The following is a 17,110-nucleotide window of genomic DNA, read 5'->3' on the forward strand; positions in this document are numbered from 1 at the left end:
AAAGGCTGTTATTATTTCGTGTAATTTCAAGCGTGCCCCCATTTGGCCTGACGTGGATGCAACCCTTCAGGTTGATCTTCCTCTCCATGTCCTTCAGCGAATCGCGTCGCATCATTCCTGATGCTCATGTGCTTGAAGAATCCTTGAAATCGTAATAAGGGTCTAAAATCACGAAGGATGTGAACAGCCCCAACATGCACCAATGAGGGGCTTGATACGAAACCTGTGTATCCGGTGCTAATATGGTCATTTTGAGCCCTGGGAAGTATCGCAGTGTTGTACACTTCAACCCGAGCCTCTTCTGGGTACGCACAATGACCTCAATCTACTTCTTCTGGCCCGTACTGCTCGTGTTAATCGGATCGCGAGTGCTTGAACCACACCTGCCATTGTCACGCTCTCAGAAGTATGGGGTCCCGAAGCTATTTCTTCTTAAATGTATAGCGGCAGGGGTGCAGGTCTCATTGAAAGCAACGGTCATCTTGACACCAGTTCTCATCGCGGCAGCTGCAATTACGTTGCGAGGTGGTGACATTGAATTGCTGTCAAATCCGATAGCCAAAGAATATGGTTGGCTAACTCTAGTAGTGACAGCGGTGCTACTCCTGAGCTTTTTGTTCGCGCCATTATTTACCAAGCGCCGTAGTCGAAAATCCGCCACATCTCGCTGATAGGTGTGGGCCGTACCACACGGGCTGATAAGCCATCGATGAGCAACGATATGCACAGAGCGGGGCTTGTACGCTTAGTCATCTGAGGTTGGGGCATCGGAAAGAACGAGGCGTCGGCTACGGCCAAACTGAGACGCGATTTTGCTGAAAGCCTGTTGAAACCGCTCTTCAGCCGCATTTCTCTCATCCAGAGACGCCGCTCGCCAACGAACCATCCATGCGTTTCTGCTCTCGCTAGCCTCAGCTTGTTTCTGAGCTTTCAACTGGACCTGCTCCTCGAAGCTCGGCTTTAGCCCAGATCCCGCCGTTACGCCGTTATCCGTACTGTCAGTCATAGCCTTGGCCCCTCCGCTTACCCTGATCGAGATTCTAGCCAAAATCGCGCTCCACTTGACCACCCGTTTGCATTCGACCTGACTAGTCATTTGCATGCGTTCTGACCATCGATTGCATCGGATTTGACCAGCCCCTTTGCGGACATGACCGGCAGAGAACGGCCAATTGCGGACGCTGGCCAACGATTAAGCTAAGGGGCGGGCTTTAGCCAGTCCCAGGGAGCGAAGCGAACGATTTGAGCGCATTGTTATACATTTTACGCCGATGGAGAGAATGCATTTAAAATAAAAAAACCTAAGACAATAGTTAGAATTATAAGCAAATTTTTTAATGCGTCTCGGGTGATATCGCCATCCGTATATGTGTACACGGACGCTGCCGATAGTGGAATAAAAAGACTAAGACCAGTAAAACCGGATATTAAAAAGACAGTTACTCTCAGTTTTATTGAAGGTCTTTTCAGTTGAAAGTGCCGAAAGGCACGAGCGTCTTCGATATTTTTAGCTCTTACGTAGGCGCCAGCGCAGACAAACGATAGAGCCCAAAAGTCAATTAGAGAGCTTGGCAAGTTGATGCCAAAAAGCTCTGCTGGAGCCCCTAATACAGCATGTGCAAGCTTGTGATAATAACTGACGAAGCTGCTTGCCATAACGCCAAAACCGATGTTGAAAAGTCTTTGAGTGAAACTGATCAAGCTCATTGAGGCAATAATCCACCCAAAAATGGCATAAGTATCACTTGCTACGGCATTGCGCTTGAGTTTGAACATGCGAGTTACATTCACTAATGTATAACGATTAAGCTAAGGGGCTTGCTTTAGCAAGTCCCAGGGAGCGAAGCGAACGATTTGAATCAGTTGTTATACGTTTATATGGATGCGTATTTTTTGATGTTTTTGTTTAATGTTTTTATGAGTTCCTCTTGGGCAGCATAGGAAGCGTCATATGCCTGAAAAATATCATATTCATCAATGTTGTATGCATGTGTAATATCCGAATCAGTTTTTTTGTATTTTTCTATAGCTGAAATTATATCTTTATTCAGCAGTGGCCCATAAACGCTAACGGTATGGGCTAGATATTTGTCAAATTTTGAATATATAGAATTGTCAGGTGTGAATTTGTGTTCTTCAGGAATGCCTTGCGCACCGTTAAATGCATTATCAGATAGCTTTCCGGTTTGTGATATTAAGTCGGATAACGTGGTACTAACGTTAATTAGTGCGTCTTTGCTAACCTCCCAGCGCCGACTTTCTTTTTGATTTTTTACGGAAAGATAGTTAATGGCGACAGCGACCACAGTAGCAAGGGCAATTACGATATTGGTTATTGTTTGAAGCGTTAAGTTTCTATCTTGACTTTGAATGATATCAAAACCAACCGTAGTAATAATTAGGCCAAGAATTCCCCCGATCAATAAATTTATCAAACTATATCCTCTTGCGTATAACGATTATTAGACGACACAAGTGGCGTAATGTTTTCCGCCGATTGTGTCTGATAACGTTCCTTGTCCATGCGTAACTCCCTGTTTAGCTTGAGTGTCGCGCCAGAAACGCGACATGGGACGAGGAGGAAAAACGACATGACTTGGGCACACATTACTGGCGTATTAGCAGCGTGTCCATGGTCTGCTTTTGGCCGATTGTGTTGAAAAAGTCGACCCGGCTCGACCAGCCATGCATTGAGTAGTGAAAACGTCGTGTTTGCACGCCGCTACGTCAAATCTGAGCCTTGAACCTTCTGCTCAACGCGCGGTTTTCAATCTCAGACGCGTACTTTTCTACCGTGAAAATCGGAGCCGACTTTTTCAACAGAATCGGCCGGTTTCTGCCCCTCACGGAGGGCCGCTATGGGTCGTTCTCTGCCGGTCATGTCCGCGAAAGGGGCTGGTCAGAACGCATGCAAATTACCGGTCAGGCCGAATGCAAATGGGTGGGCAAGTCTGTGCAATTACCCAATGGTGAGGGGAGAGCAAAGAGAGGCAGTGCTGTGAGGCGGTACGAGGAGCATTCAGGCTCGTAGGGCCGCTACGCAACGCGCTTGGTGTCATCTAGCGCTGCTTGGAGCGCTTGCAGGCCATCTTCTTCAGTAAGGCCAGCAGCTTCCGCTGTTGTGAGGGCCATCAGTACCGCTGGGCTTACATCCAACACGCTTGATAGCTCACAAAACATCGCAATCGTCGGGGATGCCTTACCTTTTTCGAGCATTCGCACATATCTGTCCGTAGCTGCCGGATGGAAATCTTCCTGAGTCAAACCGTTCCGAGTGCGTAGACGTGCGAAAACGCGACCGAATGCCTGGTTGAGTTCCATTTTTCTGCCCAAAACGGGCATTGGAACGCTTGCAGATTGTTCCAAACAGGAAGCATACTTCCGGTTCTTGAGATTTATTTTCGGTAGTCAGCCTAGGTGTTGTGCCGAAGCGGTGCCCTGATTTGGGGGCTGGCGGATTCATTGGCGTGGGGAAGGGTGACGGATGTTTGCAACAAGCGGGTCAGCGGACTCAACCGATGTTTTTGCATCAGATTTGGAGGTGAACAGGCATGAGATCGTTGGCCATGACGAGGCTTTTCCCTGGCTACATGTCTGCTACGGCGTTCCTTCGGTAGATGGGTTTCGAATGAAGTGGGGCTTCTTCACAGACCATTCTGATTTCGATGCGTTCATCGATGAGAAGCCGAGTAGTCGTAGGCCAATTGTTAGTGTTCAGCGAATGCAAGGTAGCAAAAATATTCCGTATATTTACCGGTTGCTTCCCATACGACGCGTGTGGAGTTTTGTTGTTGATGGAGACACGCATCATCGGTATGAAATGCACAACCACACCGTGGAATATTCGCACCCAACGGTAGAAGGTCATGACGAAGAGCGACTTTTATATGAAGAAAAGTAGAGGTTGGACCTGGTTGAGGGCTCGAATTTGTCTGCCGCAGATAAATTTTTAGTATCTGCTGGTTTGTCGGATATTAATAAAGTTTCGCGAATGCTGTATGTGTCGCTGATGTAACGACTGCTTGTGACGTTATTATTGGATAAAAAGGATTGTGGTATGAATGCTAAAAAAAGCATTTCGCCGAAGTACTTTGCGGTAGGGATGATCGTTGGGCTATGCAGTACATTTCTTGTTGCATGCTCAGATAGTGATGCCGATGCAAAAAAAGTAGAGAAAAAAGCTGAGATCCAGCCTCCGAAACAGAGTGAAGCGGAGAAAAAGTTCGCAGTACTCAATCAGCCGAGGAACATCGAACTGCCAGCTCTTGAATTGACGGATGTTTCAAAATACCAAGACATGCTGAATCCTATGACGGCCTTGCGGATTTATACTGCACAGCATACGTGGGACGAAACGCAGGATGATGTCGTTGATTCTGTAAAAAATGCGATTCAGGTACGTACAGAAAATCCGGATCTCTACAAATACGGGTACGAGATTCTAACGGCCCAAGATGCATTCCGGAAAAAAGATTTAAGCGATAAGATTTTTGCCATTGTAAAGGATGAGGCCGGAAAGTCTGGAGCGAATAGATTGGTTAAAGCTGTCATTCCGGATCATCTAGCTGCATATGACTTTGCATCCAAAGGGTTCAAAGTGTCTAGCTGTATGTTCTCCGATAAGCTTGAATACAGTAAAGAAGAAATGCGAAATGAGGCTAGCTTCAAGCGTGCCAGCCCAACCCGCTGTTACTATAATCCAGGTCCGACAGACTACAAGATAGGTCTCACTGGTGGTTCAAAAGTCTTTTTTGATGTACCTGACGAAGCTCAGGCCCGTAAAATTGAGGCTGCTCGCCCTACGTCAAATATTGTGGTTTACGGTTACGTAAAAAGTATCGAGCGTGAAACCATTACTGACCATTTCGGCCCCAAGCGCTATGTGCTAGTCGCTCCGCAACGAGTAGACGTGGTTGACACTGCGAGCGGTTCGGTTCTGCTATCCAAGGCATTGTGAATTAACTCCGACCGTTGCGGCGCGTTCTTGCGTCAAGTCTGAGTAACAGGAAAATATCATGATTCATCAGTTTGCGTTGATAGCGTGCGTCGCTGTACTCAGTGGGTGCGCGGCGTTGCATTCATCGAGTGAGTGCGAAGCTAATTTCAACACGGAAGGTAGCATCGTTACCGGTAAAAAACTTACGACATCTTCGATGCTGCCTGGTGTTCCTCCTGATCTAGCATTCCAGCGGCTGTCAGCCATTATATTGGAGGAAGGATTTCACATTGAGTCTTCAGACTCGCGCCGAGGGCTTATATCAGCGTACCAGGACGTCAACTACAGCACAAAAAGGGCACCTTTGAATGCCATTGTTGAGGCATTGCCATCAGGTACAAAGGTGACGTTAGTTTTCGTGGCCGCAGCAGGAATTTACGCTCCAGATAGTGGGGCGCAGGGCGAATTCTGCAAAATCATCAATGGTGTAGTTGCGAAATAGAGTTCGGGTTCGCTTTATGTGGCTGTCCAGTCAATTGTGATGATTTGAATTATTACGGAGATGCTTCCATGGCTTCGAAAATTGAGATGTTTGAAGGTGTCGTGTCGCATGTAAGTCGCGGTACAAAGGTTCATGGGAATATCCAAACATCGGCTATCACCGGTAAAACCAGCGGTTCAATTAGTTCTGGGAACGTTTATGCGTTTCGAGTGAACGGTCGGCCGGTTGAGTTTTTTATAAGTGATGCGGTTAGTTTGGCGGACGGGGACGCAGTACGCGTCGCCGGAACGGTGAAGAAGGGGCACCTTGTTTGTTATGCACTGAAAAATTTGAATACCCAGGCAGAACACAATAATTATATTTGGTGGCTGGAGGCTTTGGGGTATTTCTGTATGCTGCTCGGAATCCCTGCTATTGTGGTAGTGATCGGGTTTGTGACCGTTCCTTTAGGAGTGGCCATAATTATAGGCGAACGACGGAAGAAAAAATGCATTGCCATGGTCGCAAACGGAGTTACCTCTCTGGGCCAGTCGCAAGCTTCGGGTGGCGGATCCCCGGCGTAAATCGCCGGGATCGTTCTATCGGTCGATAGCTCCGGAAGTTTGGGGTTGTTGCGCCAGCGGTGTTGACCGAATGTTTGAGATGGTTGTCTACCCGTACTCTACAACCGAGCTGAATCAGAGCATTGAAGGTTTCAGCCAGTGGCCTAAGTACACAAGAGGTCACACATGCCTACGTTGGCTGGAAATTCCGCGAAGCGGTTGGCTTAAGCTTGGAGCCGCTACGCGGGATGACCCAGCGGGGCGCTCCATTGCCGTCCGTGCTAGTGACTGAAGATGAATATCAGATGCTGATCAACATGATCGGTTGTTTTGAACACAAAGTAGTGATCTTGGTAGGTAGGCTGTTGTGTCGGATTTCACAAAATTTGTGATGGCAGATGAGCCGGATTTGCTATCGCGCTGATGAAGCCCTCAGAATCTTGCCCCCACGGCAGGATCTCACAGGGCGGGCTTTCATGATTGAAGACTGAGAGCAGGACAGGGGGCATAAGACGCTAGCGCCGTCTAGGTCGAACCTTCCTGGTGAGGATGGTGGCTCGCCTGTCCCATCAAGTCCGGCAAGCCACACGCCTTGGCAGCTTTAGTTTTTTCTACAATGCTCTCTGGCGCTGATTCATGGTGATCGCCTTCACTGCCACGGCTGATCCACCCTCCCCATTCATAACTTCGTCCTCACTAGCCTTATCGCTCCCGTCGAACCGGATCCTCTGATCCTTTCCATATCTGCATCCGTACGTATTGCTCATCTCTAAGCGCAATAGCCCATGCTAGAGCCTTCCGGTGTTGCTTGAATGCTCCGTATCCCAGAAAATTGTTGTTGAGTAGAGGGGGGGCTGTTCCAAAAAATGGACTGGCAAAGGCCGCAGGCGAGCTTGGTGCTTGGATTTTCAACCAGTTCCCATAGCCCGCTGTGCGGAAAGTGGCCGGGTAGGGGGGAAGACCGATACCATGCCCTACTTATATGCAGAGCCTATAAGGGATTTTTTTATGAGGTGGTACTGTGACAAGACTTAACGATATAACAGGGCTTATTGGCGAAGATTATGTCTCGAACACGTTTCATAGAGTGATCGGTAAGGATCGGTTGTTTAGAGTTACCAATCTTGGTGCGAAATATGAACTTTTTGATTTTATGGTTAACATAATAAGCGCAGACGGCAGCCCTACAGGGCATTTTTTTCTCTTGCAGGTTAAAGCTCATTCAGTCGAGGATTTTAAAGATTCCTTAAATATAAAGTTTTCCAGGGAAGAAGTTGAGATGGTAAAGCTTCGGAAGGTCCCTTCATATCTTGTAGGTGTGCAGGTCAAAGGAAATAGGCAGAGGGGATATTTTATTGCTTTGGATTCCAATAGGGATGCCGGTGTTTATAGCGTGCCGAAGACGCATAGGCTGAGAGATGATGGTAATTTATTAGCTCTATGTGCAGAGGTTTCGAATTATTTCGACAAGCATGCTAATATATTCTCGTCGAAGTTTGTTTGATGGAGCTGGGCCATGTACGAAAATTTGCGAGATGTTTATAGTAGGGATGTTATATCTTTTCCTTTAGTGATTAAGGGGTATGAGGTCAGGAAAGGGGTTAGAATTGGCGGGTTCGTCATTTCGCTGGATGTGCAGAAGGTCGTTAATAATAAGATACAAAGGTTTTTCGTGGTTGTAAAAAGCACGGATTCAGACCCTGGATTAAAGCCGGAATACCTCGCCGAGGTAAACAATTTGAGAAGTGGGTTAGGTGTTAGCGTCTACCTTGCTATCGTAAATGACGTAACAAAAAAAATGGCTTTAAGTAAGGGGCTAGTCGAGAAAATGGATTTTCCAGATGAGGAGTATTCAGTCGAATCATTTATTCTGCCGCCTATGTCAAATCCATCTAGCCCAAGCCCGTAATTATTAGTGTAAATGGGTCATGGTCTACGCCGGGGAACACTTCGAACCCTCAAGCAAACCCCCTGGCATTTTTCTGCGCAGCGGCTTTAGTGGTGGGGCTCGTGGGGCTCCGAGAGTTTATATAAGCAGATTGACAAAATACGTGATGAACAAGCTCGACGAACGCTCTAATTTTTTCCAGGAAGTAGTTTTATGCCGAGTAAGCAGCTTGAGCGTTTGATGGTTTCGGAAATTGATAGGATTGATGCTATTTTCAATGATCCATCTACCTACAAAAGAAATAGGGTAGATTACCCGGAGATTGAGTTTCCCGGACTTGCAGTCGTGGTGTCTCGCACAGTGGCGTTAAGGCGTGAAGTCCTTGCCTGGCTTATCGCCCGGACGTTGAAGGATATCAGCACTCTTGATCCCGATCATGAGGGTAAGGCGACAGTGGTGATCGCCAACCATAACCCGGCTGTTCTGTTGCGGCAGTTACTGGCGTTGCTCGGGAGGTTTGAATTTTCCACCGTGGATCAAGTGGCCTTCTCGGATGATGATTGGCCAAGACTGACCAGTGCAGTGAATTATCTGGACGGGAGGGAGGGCTTCTCTGAAGAAATTGTGGATGGTGAGCCACCTTTCTCTCCAGACCCAGAGGCAAAATTGAAATGGAGAAACGGTGCTATTGGCCTGGCTGAGCTAAAGGAGATAATTCAAACGCAACTACCTGGTTCCAGTGTAATGGTTGAGAATTATCATCTGATCGTGGATGTGGTGAATCATGCCGAAGCTCTTCGAAACTTTCGAAATACGGCTGCTGAAGCTGGAGTTTATCTCTATATCGGCGGTGGAATGACTCATTGGCACGAGGTTCGGGAAAAACGTTACGTGTACTTGTCAGATCTGGCCGAGTCGCTGGCTGAGGCGGTGAACATCGCAGACCTGATCACCATCGTTTATCCAGGCTCCAACGGGGACCAGGTGTGTGTATTCGATCCAAGATATAGCACGCCATATCGAGAGGCGTTTTCTCTGCCTGATTTGTGATGCATTGGAGCGGGCGAGTCGAAGGATCAGATGCTAGACGTCTGAGGATTCCAGTGGCCGCTGCACGACCTGAAGCTATTATTTGGGACCGGTTAGGAAGCTTGTACGGGAAGGGAAAGTGCTCACTACATCCGAGATATCGACCTCAGAAGATCTGCGCGACCTCTGCCTGCGTGACCGTTATGTCCGGGGATGTACCCCGAAGACGCAGACCTTCGTGGTTTTGCGAGACGGTGTGGAGATGGGGTTGCTTATCTACGAAAATTGGGGGCCTCCAGAGGGCTTCATTTACGAGATTTTCGTGCTTCGCGAAGCCAGGGGAGGAGGGGTAGGAGATTGGGTGCTCGCACAGGCGGAGCGCATTGCATCTGAGCTTGGCTGCACAAGCGTCAAACTGACGGCAAGATCCTTGGATCGAAATCAATATACCGACGAAGCCTTGGTCAGTTGGTACGAGCGCAAGGGGTACGTTCGCTGCGATCCGGATGGCTCAGATTTAACCAAGAGCCTTTCGCACCCCTTTAGATGATGGTGCTGTTGGCCAGGGACGTCCGAGCGACGCTGGCTTGGGCCAGGTCGAAGTTTCCCAGCGGGGGTGCTCGTTCCATCACATCCGGCATGCCACACGCTTTGACGCGCTTATCCTAGTTCGACAACGCTTTCTGGTGCTGCTTCGAGGTGATTGCTGCCCCCTCCATCCTCATCGATACCATCGCCTCCAGTGGCTTTGTTGCTCCCGTCGGATTGGTTCCTCCAAGGTACAGGTGCCTGGTCGTCTTCCACTGGGGAGTAAAAGCCCTTGCTGATCTTTTTCATGTAGCCTTTCGAGTAGAATGTGCCCATGGCACTAGCGAAAAACTTTCTCCAGTCGGCTGAAGAAATGGATTTAAGCCCATTGAAACGACCATAGATTTCATCCGCGAGGGCATTGGCCTCCATGACCGCTCCGGGTTTGGATGTGGCAATTCTTACCTGAACGAAAATATAGGCGATCAAATAGAATCTGCGTCCCCCTGGTAATTGAACTTTGAGTACATTTGAGCGCATCTTGTTTCGCTCGGCACGAAATAGCGAGGCGGCTGCGGCAATGTTCAATGGCAGATCGGGTTGCAGTTCACGAATGCGATCTTTGGCCAATTTACCGGACACCAGCCCATCCATTAGCCGGATTTCATCTATTATGGATTGGTCCGGATAGGGCGTTCTATCCACCTTGGTTTCACATAGCGTGCAGATGCGCTTGCTATCGTATGTGTGTGGTGTCAAGCAGGTGCACTCTTTGCACGCATAGAAGGTTAATATCTGCGACGAATACGAATTCGGGGAGTCTGTAAAATCTGGCGATGACGCATTAACCTTAGCTAAGTGTAAATCGGTTTTTGAGTCTTTCGGCCAATAAAAAATGGGCTGAGGCAGCTTGTGCGTCAGGTAAGCGATCCACATTTTCACCAGGGACTGATCGTCGTCGGTTTCTATGAGCCAGGCCCGCCAAGATTCGGCCCATGAAATGTTAAGGCTAACGAGATTCAGCGACGTTCTGTCTGTGGTGCGCGCGATTCTGTTATCAACACGCAGCTTTTCCTGTTCTTCCTCCAAAATTCTTACGTTCGCAGGAATGCTTTTCAGTCGGGTTCTAAAGACCTCAGTGCTAGACCAGTTGTCACCGGCAGCATCGTAGATGGCTATGCATTTTGAAGTTGCCCGAGAGTAGGCGCTAAACAACTCAGCGGTATCAAGCAGCTCTGCGCCAAGGATCAAAATAATAGGCGCTTCCAACCCACGGAATTTCGTAATGGCTTCGCAACGAGGTTCCTCTCTTACCAAGTACTCAATGTATTGCCTTGAAAGGAACCTGGGGATCAAAATTACAATATCTTGAGGGCTGACTCCGCTACCAATGAGCCTTTGTCTTATGTCAGATGCTTCCTGGCATGGATCTGCGCTAATTATCTCGACGGCAGTGTCGTGCTCCAATGTCCGTGGGGTCGAATGCTGGAGTTTTGGTGGCACGGCCTCTTCGAGAATGCTCGTGACCGCCTTTGGCATCCGCATGATGATGGTGAGTGGAAATGGATCTACGCCAAGCAGCTGGCTGAGGCCCTTCAGGGGGATGTTGCCACGTTCGTACGGGAATACTTGCGTCTCGTCGCAGAAGAACGCCTTGGGTTTGTCATGGAACCAGTTGGTCAGGGTTTCGCACCAGGAAGGGAGGAGGGCTTGAGACTCGTCGACTAGTAAGGCGCTGTAACCGGCCATGCGACCTTGGTCAATGGCGTCTTTCAGATCGAGCACGCATTGCTGCCTGTACCACTCATCTTCTTTGCCTGGCTCACTGGTGCGACCTAGGGCGTTGCGCGCTTGACCACATAGACCATGCCAAGTCACCACATCGCAGCCTTTTGATTCAATAAGCTGGGTGCGGACGTAGTCCGTGAGCTTGGTGTTGAAAGAAACTACCAGCACGTTCTTTTTCTGGGAGGCCAGTCTGCGAGCGCTTTCGATCACGATCAGCGTTTTACCGGTTCCAGGCCAGCCGGTCACGAGCGAGGTCTTGTTCTTCAACACTCTCGTGACTACTGTGCTCTGCTCCTCGGTGAGTTGGAGCCAGTCCTTATTGTCGAAGAAGATGCGACTGGCCCAGCCCCGCCTACCGTCGATTTCTGGAGTGAGATATTCAATCACACGAGCAGCGCGAGATTCGCCCAAATCCGAATTACCCAGGGCGGCTTTCCAGTAGTCCATCAGATCGATGACCCGCTGCGTAACGTTCGGCATCTCTCGATAGTCGATGTAGAGCGGTTGTTGGGGAAAAGACGTCGTGTCGTACATGCCAGGCGTTATTGCCTTCCCTGCAAAATCGGAGTCAGGGAAAATAAAACCGTAGCCAATCAAGAGCCGAAGCGTCGGATCTGATCCTAACCACCTAGCGATTCCATGGACGTTGTCGCGAGTCTGACCGATGGGGTCTATGGGGTAATGCTTGTGAAGGTGAACAAAACGGTTGTTCTTGATGCCGTATTCACCGCTCTTCACTTCAAGCACGAGCAGCCCCTTCTCAGGGTGAATGATCAGGAAATCGATCTCACCCGTGGGTTTGGCATTGGGGTCGAGCTTACGTACAGCTGAGCAGAGCCAGGGGAGGCTGTGGATGACAGCGTAGTCGTCCGGTAGCTCCGTTTTGAAGATGGTGTAGAGATCTCGTTCGCCCCTGCTCCCAGTGCTGTGAGGTCCGTTGTCTGGGATCATCCTTGCCATCGATGCTGCGCCTTGTATTAATTTTTGCTCAAGTGGGTGATTGCATGCCAGTTGATGCTCCGTTTGTATCGGTAGTTTATCAGCACATGTGACTGTCTCGTCCGGTGTGAATCGGGCGAAACACGTCCGTCGCGTGGGCCACTAACTAAGCCGCCAGCCATGGTCAGCCGTGTAGGTCACTAGACTGGGGGTTGCATGCCCTCGCAGCCAGCAAGTGAGGGAGGACTCATCGCGCATTTTAGATCTCCATCCTCGTCAGAAATGCTGCATACCAATGCTGTATAACAGCACTATTTTTTTCGTTTTACCGAAGCCAAAAGCTTCGATTTGTAGTCAACTTCCATGTTGCAAAGATAGATTGTAATGCTTCGAGACTTATTCAGGAATCCATATGTCTCTCTAGGTTCAATGTATGTGAATATTAAATGGTTTTCACTGCTTTCGTGTTTTTGGCATGTGATATTCTTCTCCGTTGAATATTTATTAACGGCATCTTGGATGTGTTGTGCTACTGCTCCGAATTCCCTGTCGAAAGAGAAAATTACTAGATAAAGGTCTGTCGGAGATCCTTCGTGTATAACATCGTTCTCGCTATATCGTTTGAATAGTTGATGCAAGCCTTCGTATGTTTTTTGAGAAAAGTTGTCGCTTGCAAGTTTGGACTCTATAATTCCTATGGTTTTTCCGTGGCTTGTTATTTTTATGTCTGCGCGTCCTGAGCCTATGTAGGCTTCACGTTGAATCGATATTTTGCTGTATTTGTAATAGGCAGCTCTTAGCAGGCTGGCGAGAATGGCGGTTAGGTTTTCCTCTTTAAATGTATTTTGCTGAGAAGTGTCGGAGTTTTTTAGTCTGTACAGGCCGTCATTTCTTTTGATTTCAAGTAAAGAGGCGTGTATGTTAGCGCTGAGGTCAAGCTCGTTTACATATGAATCCCACATTCCAGACAGCAAAGTGTGGACTTCCTCAAGTGTTTTTTCGTGCTTTTGAAACGGTTCCGCATAAATGTTGAGTATGCGGTCATTAGAAATTTCAATATATTTTCTAGCAAGCTTTAGGTCTTCTAGGAAAAGATGGCCTTGCGTTCTATTGTGTTTTTGAAATTTTCTTCTAAGTTGAAAAAGCTTTTCAAGGCATGCATTATATTCACTTAGTACCTTTGCCTCCGTGGAGCAATCGATATTAAGTTTCATGGAGGCGGTCTGTATTCGGTTAATACAGTGCTGAATTGGATTGGATAGGATGAATTCGTCGAAGTGACCTCTTTCATTTCTGACAGCTAACGAGCTTACGTTACCTTGGGTTATTATTTCAAAAGGCATACTAGATTCGTCATCTGTGGTGACGATAAGGTGCATGTGACCTTTGCCAGGTTTTGTTGTGTAATCGGCCCAGCGTCTCACGATGTATAATGTAATTCTAGGATGGTTAAATACAACTGCAAGGTTTTCTCCTTGGGTTACAAAACCATAATAAAATGTGGAGTATAAATTTAGAGAGCTTTCTATCGATTCCTTGATCTGGTCGTTTGTCAAGTTTTTCAAGGATATTTGGCTCTGGATGTATCGATTTGTGCTCCTGATAATCTCGTGAGTCGAACCGTGCGACATATGAAGCTTTTCTTTTATGTCTTGCAGGTAAGTCCAGAAGGTGATTAAGTATTCATGCGCTGTCTTGCCTACTATGTTTTCTGTAGAGCGAGGGTTGTGGATTTCGCCTTTATGTCGAAGGTAGTATTGAATTCTAAGTAATTTATGTCGTTCTGGGGTAGTGTTGAAGTCACTTATCAGGTCGTCAAGTACATCCAGAAACACTCCTATGCTTTTAAGGCTTCCATCATGAAGTGCCATTGCGGTATCGACGATTTTTTCGATATTTTTATTTCGGGATAGATGGTCTAGGTGAGGAGTCATTTGGTTTGCCCGCTTGCTTTAGATATTGTGATTGTTTTGATGTTAGAGGGTTTTGGTAGAGTTAGTGGTTAAGTTTATCTCGGATTCCGTATCAGTTTTTTGGTCTGAGCTATGGCTCGCTGTTAAACTCATATGGTCGAACGCGTTTGAACATTGCGCTGTTTAACCTAAGTTGTCATAGCTACTCGCGAACCTGCATCCAGTCGAAAAAATCATCGGATGCGTAGCTGACGCTACAGTTGGCGTCGAACCGGTCGTTGATTCTGATGAGCGTCATCCGCTCAGCTTCGTGCGGCGATCTCGGAAAGAAAGCTCCACCAGGTTCGCTGTGCATGAAGAAATCGCCGAGCTTTGCACCGCAGTGCTCGCAGTGGTTCATCAGGTAACGGCTGCCAGCGGTTTTGCTGTAGGCCAGCTTGAATTTGGTGGTGAAACGATGGATTTGCTTCGTGACCAGGGGGGAGAGGCTGTCGATGTTGGAGACCGTCCCGCGATATCCATGGCACTTCCATTCGCCGAGGTTGCTTGTGAGCGCGAAATCTTCGTCCTCATTTTCGTAGTAATCGAATTCTTCGTGTTGCTCGGGCAGCTTGAACGAAAACACGCGGGTCAGATTGGAGCAGCCCCAGCAGTGAGAAATGGACTCCATGACGTAGTAGTAGGGCGCTCTGACGCAAAACTCTGGTCCGTGCTCCAGGTCGGCTTGCTGTGTGACCGGTAGCCATCGGGCCAAAGGGCCTACATCTACGCCCAGGGGGATGTACCAGGTCTTCAGAGAAGGGTCCCAACGGGCTCCAAGTGATTTCGCCTCATCTTTCTCTGAGAATGGGACAGCGAGATTGATCCTTTCCATTTCTGCATCCGTACGTATTGCTCATCAGTAAACGCAAGAGCCCATGCTAGAGCCCTTCGGTGTTGCCTGGAGGCTCAGTATCCCAGAAAATCGTGGTATCAGCAGAAGGCATTCCGTGCCAGAAAATGCACAGGCAAAAATCGCAGGCGAGCGTGGTGCTTGGGCTTTCAATCAGACCTCCTAACCCGCTGCGCGGAAAGCGGCCAGTGGGGTGTGGGTTACCATTAACGTCATGCCAGGTCTGACCTGCACCTATCGGCGTAATCCGTTATAAATTCTGTCCGATTTTCAGCCCGTCAAGGAACCGCAGTTTGAGTAGTGAATACGAGAAACTGGCGCATGAGCACGCTGGAAGTGCTTATGCAAAAAACGACTTCCACGCAGCCAGGCTCCTTGAGCATGGAGGCCGTGGATGAGCTTGGTTGTCCAAGTCCTTCAAGGTGTGGCAGCGGTCGGCGCCCTTGTGTTCGGCTATGTGAAGCTATCGGTTGCCGAGCGGATCAGTGCTCACTCGTTGCTCAAGCGAACCGCAGTGCTGGCTGCTATGGCGATGATCGTCGCTGTTTCGGTGTGGCACGTTACAACGTTCGCTTTTGGTGACGGCCTGCCCACCAGAAGGGAAATACTGTGGCTGCTATTGAATCTCTGGAATATGACCATCTACACGATTTTGGGCATAGGCCTTTTCGCGTACCTGATAAAGCAACCGCTGCACCCGTCGGCTGAGCAGGCAGGGGATATTGCCTCAGAGCGTGATAGCTCAGAGCCGAAATGAGATTGCTTTATGAAGCTTCAGACGTTGCTCGGAACCATTGGTGAAAAGGATTAAGCATGGCTTACGAAACAGATGAGCGGTTGAAAGGATATCTGGACACAAACCAGCTGCATCGGGAGCAAATGTGCCTAAGCATACTTGCACTGGATAAACGATTCACAAACGTGCGTCCACGGCATCCGCGGGGCGGTCCTGATGGTGGGAGGGACATGGAAGCACAATTCAGAGCTACCGAACTAGCGTATGGGGCAGTGGGCTTCGTTAACCAAGCCGCTGATATTGAGGAAAAGAAACGCACCGTCCGAACAAAATTTGCCGACGACCTTGAGAGTGCTTGGTCTGCTACTCCAAGACCGGCTGTTTTCGTATTCCTGACCAATGTCAATTTTACGGTAGGAGAAAAATCTGACCTCGTTACCTTAGCAAAAACCAAAGGGTTTAGCTTTTGCGAGATTCTCGACCGTGAACGTCTTCGAGTGGCACTAGATAGCCCAGATGGATTTGCAGCACGATTTCAGTTTTTAGGGATATCGATGTCTGATGCCGAGCAGGCTAGCTTTTTTGCGAAATGGGGGGATGAAATACAGTCAGTCATTGCGACTGGGTTTCAGGAGGTGCACTCCACGCTTTCCCAGCTACTTTTTCTGCAAGAGGCTACGCAACCAATCTCGGGTGTGCATGTGCAATTCAAGCTCGATAGAGAATACGATGCCAGTGAGATCGGGCATTTTCGAGCATTTTGCTATGTTTGGTTGCGAGAACCCAAGCTTGGCATTTACTCACTTCTTTTTGGATCTACAGACATGTCTGAAAGATTTAGAACAGATATTGAGAACAAGGCTAATGAGTCAGCCGGAATTGCCCATGGAGTTGCGTCAGGTCAATGGAAATTAGCCTGGGAGAGTCTTGCTGAGCAAGAGCAAAAGGCTGAGGCCAGTCACGAAGATGAAGACGAGGATCTTCATGAGTATGTACAGGTCGGATGTAGCTCTAGAATTGGGATGAAGACTGTCAAGCACGTTGTCACTACGTACAGCACGGATAGTTTTATTCGATACGAACCAGTGCTGTCGCTGATGGATTTCGATGACTGCATGATAATGCCGGTACTAAGTCGCTCGCTGGCAGAGAAGGTTGAGCGCATTCGCATTAGCTCAAGCGGATATTTGCTGGCTGATCTAGATAAGACTGATTTTCGAGTCGATGATAATTATTTTGAGTTCGAGCTTAATGGCTGTTTCTCAGAAAACGAACTAACTGATCCATGGGTTCGAATCCGCCCATCAAAAATTGCTTCGTCCTTCGCGTTGCACTTTTCCGATAGCGTCCCGGCCCGGATGTTCAAGTCAAAAAAGATGTCGTTGGAGTAGTGTTGCGAGGATTTACGATATACAGC

Annotated in this window: 16 protein-coding genes; 10 read left to right on the forward strand and 6 right to left on the reverse strand. The window is 48.3% G+C overall.

What is annotated here, in order from left to right; genetic code table 11:
• Positions 1–1,263: 1,263 nt before the first annotated feature.
• The 3 genes from AC07O1_RS25195 to AC07O1_RS25205 form a co-directional block, all read right to left on the reverse strand.
• Positions 1,264–1,776 carry a hypothetical protein gene (locus AC07O1_RS25195; protein WP_495090529.1) on the reverse strand — a complete coding sequence of 171 codons (513 nt, stop codon included), beginning with the start codon at positions 1,774–1,776 and terminating at the stop codon, positions 1,264–1,266.
• A 98-nt stretch (positions 1,777–1,874) separates the two neighbouring features.
• A complete protein-coding gene (locus tag AC07O1_RS25200; protein ID WP_495090530.1) occupies positions 1,875–2,435 on the reverse strand; it encodes a hypothetical protein in 561 nt (186 codons plus the stop codon).
• Positions 2,436–3,036: 601 nt separating this feature from the next.
• Positions 3,037–3,342, reverse strand: a complete 306-nt coding sequence (locus tag AC07O1_RS25205; RefSeq protein ID WP_429539979.1) for a helix-turn-helix domain-containing protein — start codon at positions 3,340–3,342, stop codon at positions 3,037–3,039.
• 142 nt (positions 3,343–3,484) lie between these two features.
• Here AC07O1_RS25205 and AC07O1_RS25210 point away from each other — a divergent pair, with 142 nt between their 5' ends.
• The 8 genes from AC07O1_RS25210 to AC07O1_RS25245 all read left to right on the forward strand — a co-directional run bounded on the left by AC07O1_RS25210 (position 3,485) and on the right by AC07O1_RS25245 (position 9,447).
• On the forward strand, positions 3,485–3,901 hold the full coding sequence (locus AC07O1_RS25210; RefSeq protein WP_495090531.1) for a hypothetical protein: 417 nt from the start codon (positions 3,485–3,487) through the stop codon (positions 3,899–3,901).
• A 156-nt stretch (positions 3,902–4,057) separates the two neighbouring features.
• Positions 4,058–4,957, forward strand: a complete 900-nt coding sequence (locus tag AC07O1_RS25215) for a hypothetical protein (protein ID WP_495090532.1) — start codon at positions 4,058–4,060, stop codon at positions 4,955–4,957.
• Positions 4,958–5,015: 58 nt separating this feature from the next.
• On the forward strand, positions 5,016–5,438 hold the full coding sequence (locus tag AC07O1_RS25220; protein ID WP_495090533.1) for a hypothetical protein: 423 nt from the start codon (positions 5,016–5,018) through the stop codon (positions 5,436–5,438).
• A 68-nt stretch (positions 5,439–5,506) separates the two neighbouring features.
• Positions 5,507–6,001 carry a hypothetical protein gene (locus AC07O1_RS25225; RefSeq protein ID WP_495090534.1) on the forward strand — a complete coding sequence of 165 codons (495 nt, stop codon included), beginning with the start codon at positions 5,507–5,509 and terminating at the stop codon, positions 5,999–6,001.
• A 1,000-nt stretch (positions 6,002–7,001) separates the two neighbouring features.
• Positions 7,002–7,484, forward strand: a complete 483-nt coding sequence (locus AC07O1_RS25230; RefSeq protein ID WP_495090535.1) for a hypothetical protein — start codon at positions 7,002–7,004, stop codon at positions 7,482–7,484.
• A 12-nt stretch (positions 7,485–7,496) separates the two neighbouring features.
• On the forward strand, positions 7,497–7,889 hold the full coding sequence (locus AC07O1_RS25235; RefSeq protein ID WP_495090536.1) for a hypothetical protein: 393 nt from the start codon (positions 7,497–7,499) through the stop codon (positions 7,887–7,889).
• A 192-nt stretch (positions 7,890–8,081) separates the two neighbouring features.
• A complete protein-coding gene (locus tag AC07O1_RS25240; RefSeq protein WP_495090537.1) occupies positions 8,082–8,918 on the forward strand; it encodes a hypothetical protein in 837 nt (278 codons plus the stop codon).
• 118 nt (positions 8,919–9,036) lie between these two features.
• Entirely contained in the window at positions 9,037–9,447 is a 411-nt protein-coding gene (locus AC07O1_RS25245) for a GNAT family N-acetyltransferase (RefSeq protein WP_495090538.1), read from the forward strand.
• Between the two features lie 110 nt (positions 9,448–9,557).
• Here the strand turns inward: AC07O1_RS25245 and AC07O1_RS25250 are convergent, their stop codons facing one another.
• The 3 genes from AC07O1_RS25250 to AC07O1_RS25260 form a co-directional block, all read right to left on the reverse strand.
• Entirely contained in the window at positions 9,558–12,173 is a 2,616-nt protein-coding gene (locus AC07O1_RS25250; protein ID WP_495090539.1) for an NERD domain-containing protein, read from the reverse strand.
• A gap of 290 nt (positions 12,174–12,463) precedes the next feature.
• Positions 12,464–14,086 (reverse strand): DUF8371 domain-containing protein, encoded by a 1,623-nt coding sequence (locus AC07O1_RS25255; protein WP_495090540.1) that lies wholly within the window; start codon positions 14,084–14,086, stop codon positions 12,464–12,466.
• 181 nt (positions 14,087–14,267) lie between these two features.
• Positions 14,268–14,939, reverse strand: a complete 672-nt coding sequence (locus AC07O1_RS25260) for a DUF5710 domain-containing protein (protein WP_495090541.1) — start codon at positions 14,937–14,939, stop codon at positions 14,268–14,270.
• Between the two features lie 412 nt (positions 14,940–15,351).
• Here AC07O1_RS25260 and AC07O1_RS25265 point away from each other — a divergent pair, with 412 nt between their 5' ends.
• Both AC07O1_RS25265 and AC07O1_RS25270 read left to right on the forward strand, forming a co-directional pair.
• Positions 15,352–15,714: a hypothetical protein gene (locus AC07O1_RS25265; protein ID WP_495090542.1), complete on the forward strand. Its 363-nt coding sequence runs from the start codon at positions 15,352–15,354 to the stop codon at positions 15,712–15,714.
• 56 nt (positions 15,715–15,770) lie between these two features.
• Positions 15,771–17,084 carry a hypothetical protein gene (locus AC07O1_RS25270; protein ID WP_495090543.1) on the forward strand — a complete coding sequence of 438 codons (1,314 nt, stop codon included), beginning with the start codon at positions 15,771–15,773 and terminating at the stop codon, positions 17,082–17,084.
• Positions 17,085–17,110 lie beyond the last annotated feature (26 nt).

The organism is Pseudomonas sp. GW821-FHT07G10 (assembly GCF_059418545.1).

What these genes read in the sequence shown, in the direction of transcription:
- AC07O1_RS25195 (WP_495090529.1), bottom strand. Translation starts at nt 1,776, where the DNA reads ATGTTCAAACTCAAGCGCAATGCCGTAGCAAGTGATACTTATGCCATT.
- AC07O1_RS25250 (WP_495090539.1), bottom strand. Translation starts at nt 12,173, where the DNA reads ATGGCAAGGATGATCCCAGACAACGGACCTCACAGCACTGGGAGCAGG.
- AC07O1_RS25255 (WP_495090540.1), bottom strand. Translation starts at nt 14,086, where the DNA reads ATGACTCCTCACCTAGACCATCTATCCCGAAATAAAAATATCGAAAAA.
- AC07O1_RS25240 (WP_495090537.1), top strand. Translation starts at nt 8,082, where the DNA reads ATGCCGAGTAAGCAGCTTGAGCGTTTGATGGTTTCGGAAATTGATAGG.
- AC07O1_RS25210 (WP_495090531.1), top strand. Translation starts at nt 3,485, where the DNA reads ATGTTTGCAACAAGCGGGTCAGCGGACTCAACCGATGTTTTTGCATCA.
- AC07O1_RS25205 (WP_429539979.1), bottom strand. Translation starts at nt 3,342, where the DNA reads ATGCCCGTTTTGGGCAGAAAAATGGAACTCAACCAGGCATTCGGTCGC.
- AC07O1_RS25225 (WP_495090534.1), top strand. Translation starts at nt 5,507, where the DNA reads ATGGCTTCGAAAATTGAGATGTTTGAAGGTGTCGTGTCGCATGTAAGT.
- AC07O1_RS25260 (WP_495090541.1), bottom strand. Translation starts at nt 14,939, where the DNA reads ATGGAAAGGATCAATCTCGCTGTCCCATTCTCAGAGAAAGATGAGGCG.
- AC07O1_RS25265 (WP_495090542.1), top strand. Translation starts at nt 15,352, where the DNA reads ATGAGCTTGGTTGTCCAAGTCCTTCAAGGTGTGGCAGCGGTCGGCGCC.
- AC07O1_RS25220 (WP_495090533.1), top strand. Translation starts at nt 5,016, where the DNA reads ATGATTCATCAGTTTGCGTTGATAGCGTGCGTCGCTGTACTCAGTGGG.
- AC07O1_RS25215 (WP_495090532.1), top strand. Translation starts at nt 4,058, where the DNA reads ATGAATGCTAAAAAAAGCATTTCGCCGAAGTACTTTGCGGTAGGGATG.
- AC07O1_RS25270 (WP_495090543.1), top strand. Translation starts at nt 15,771, where the DNA reads ATGGCTTACGAAACAGATGAGCGGTTGAAAGGATATCTGGACACAAAC.
- AC07O1_RS25235 (WP_495090536.1), top strand. Translation starts at nt 7,497, where the DNA reads ATGTACGAAAATTTGCGAGATGTTTATAGTAGGGATGTTATATCTTTT.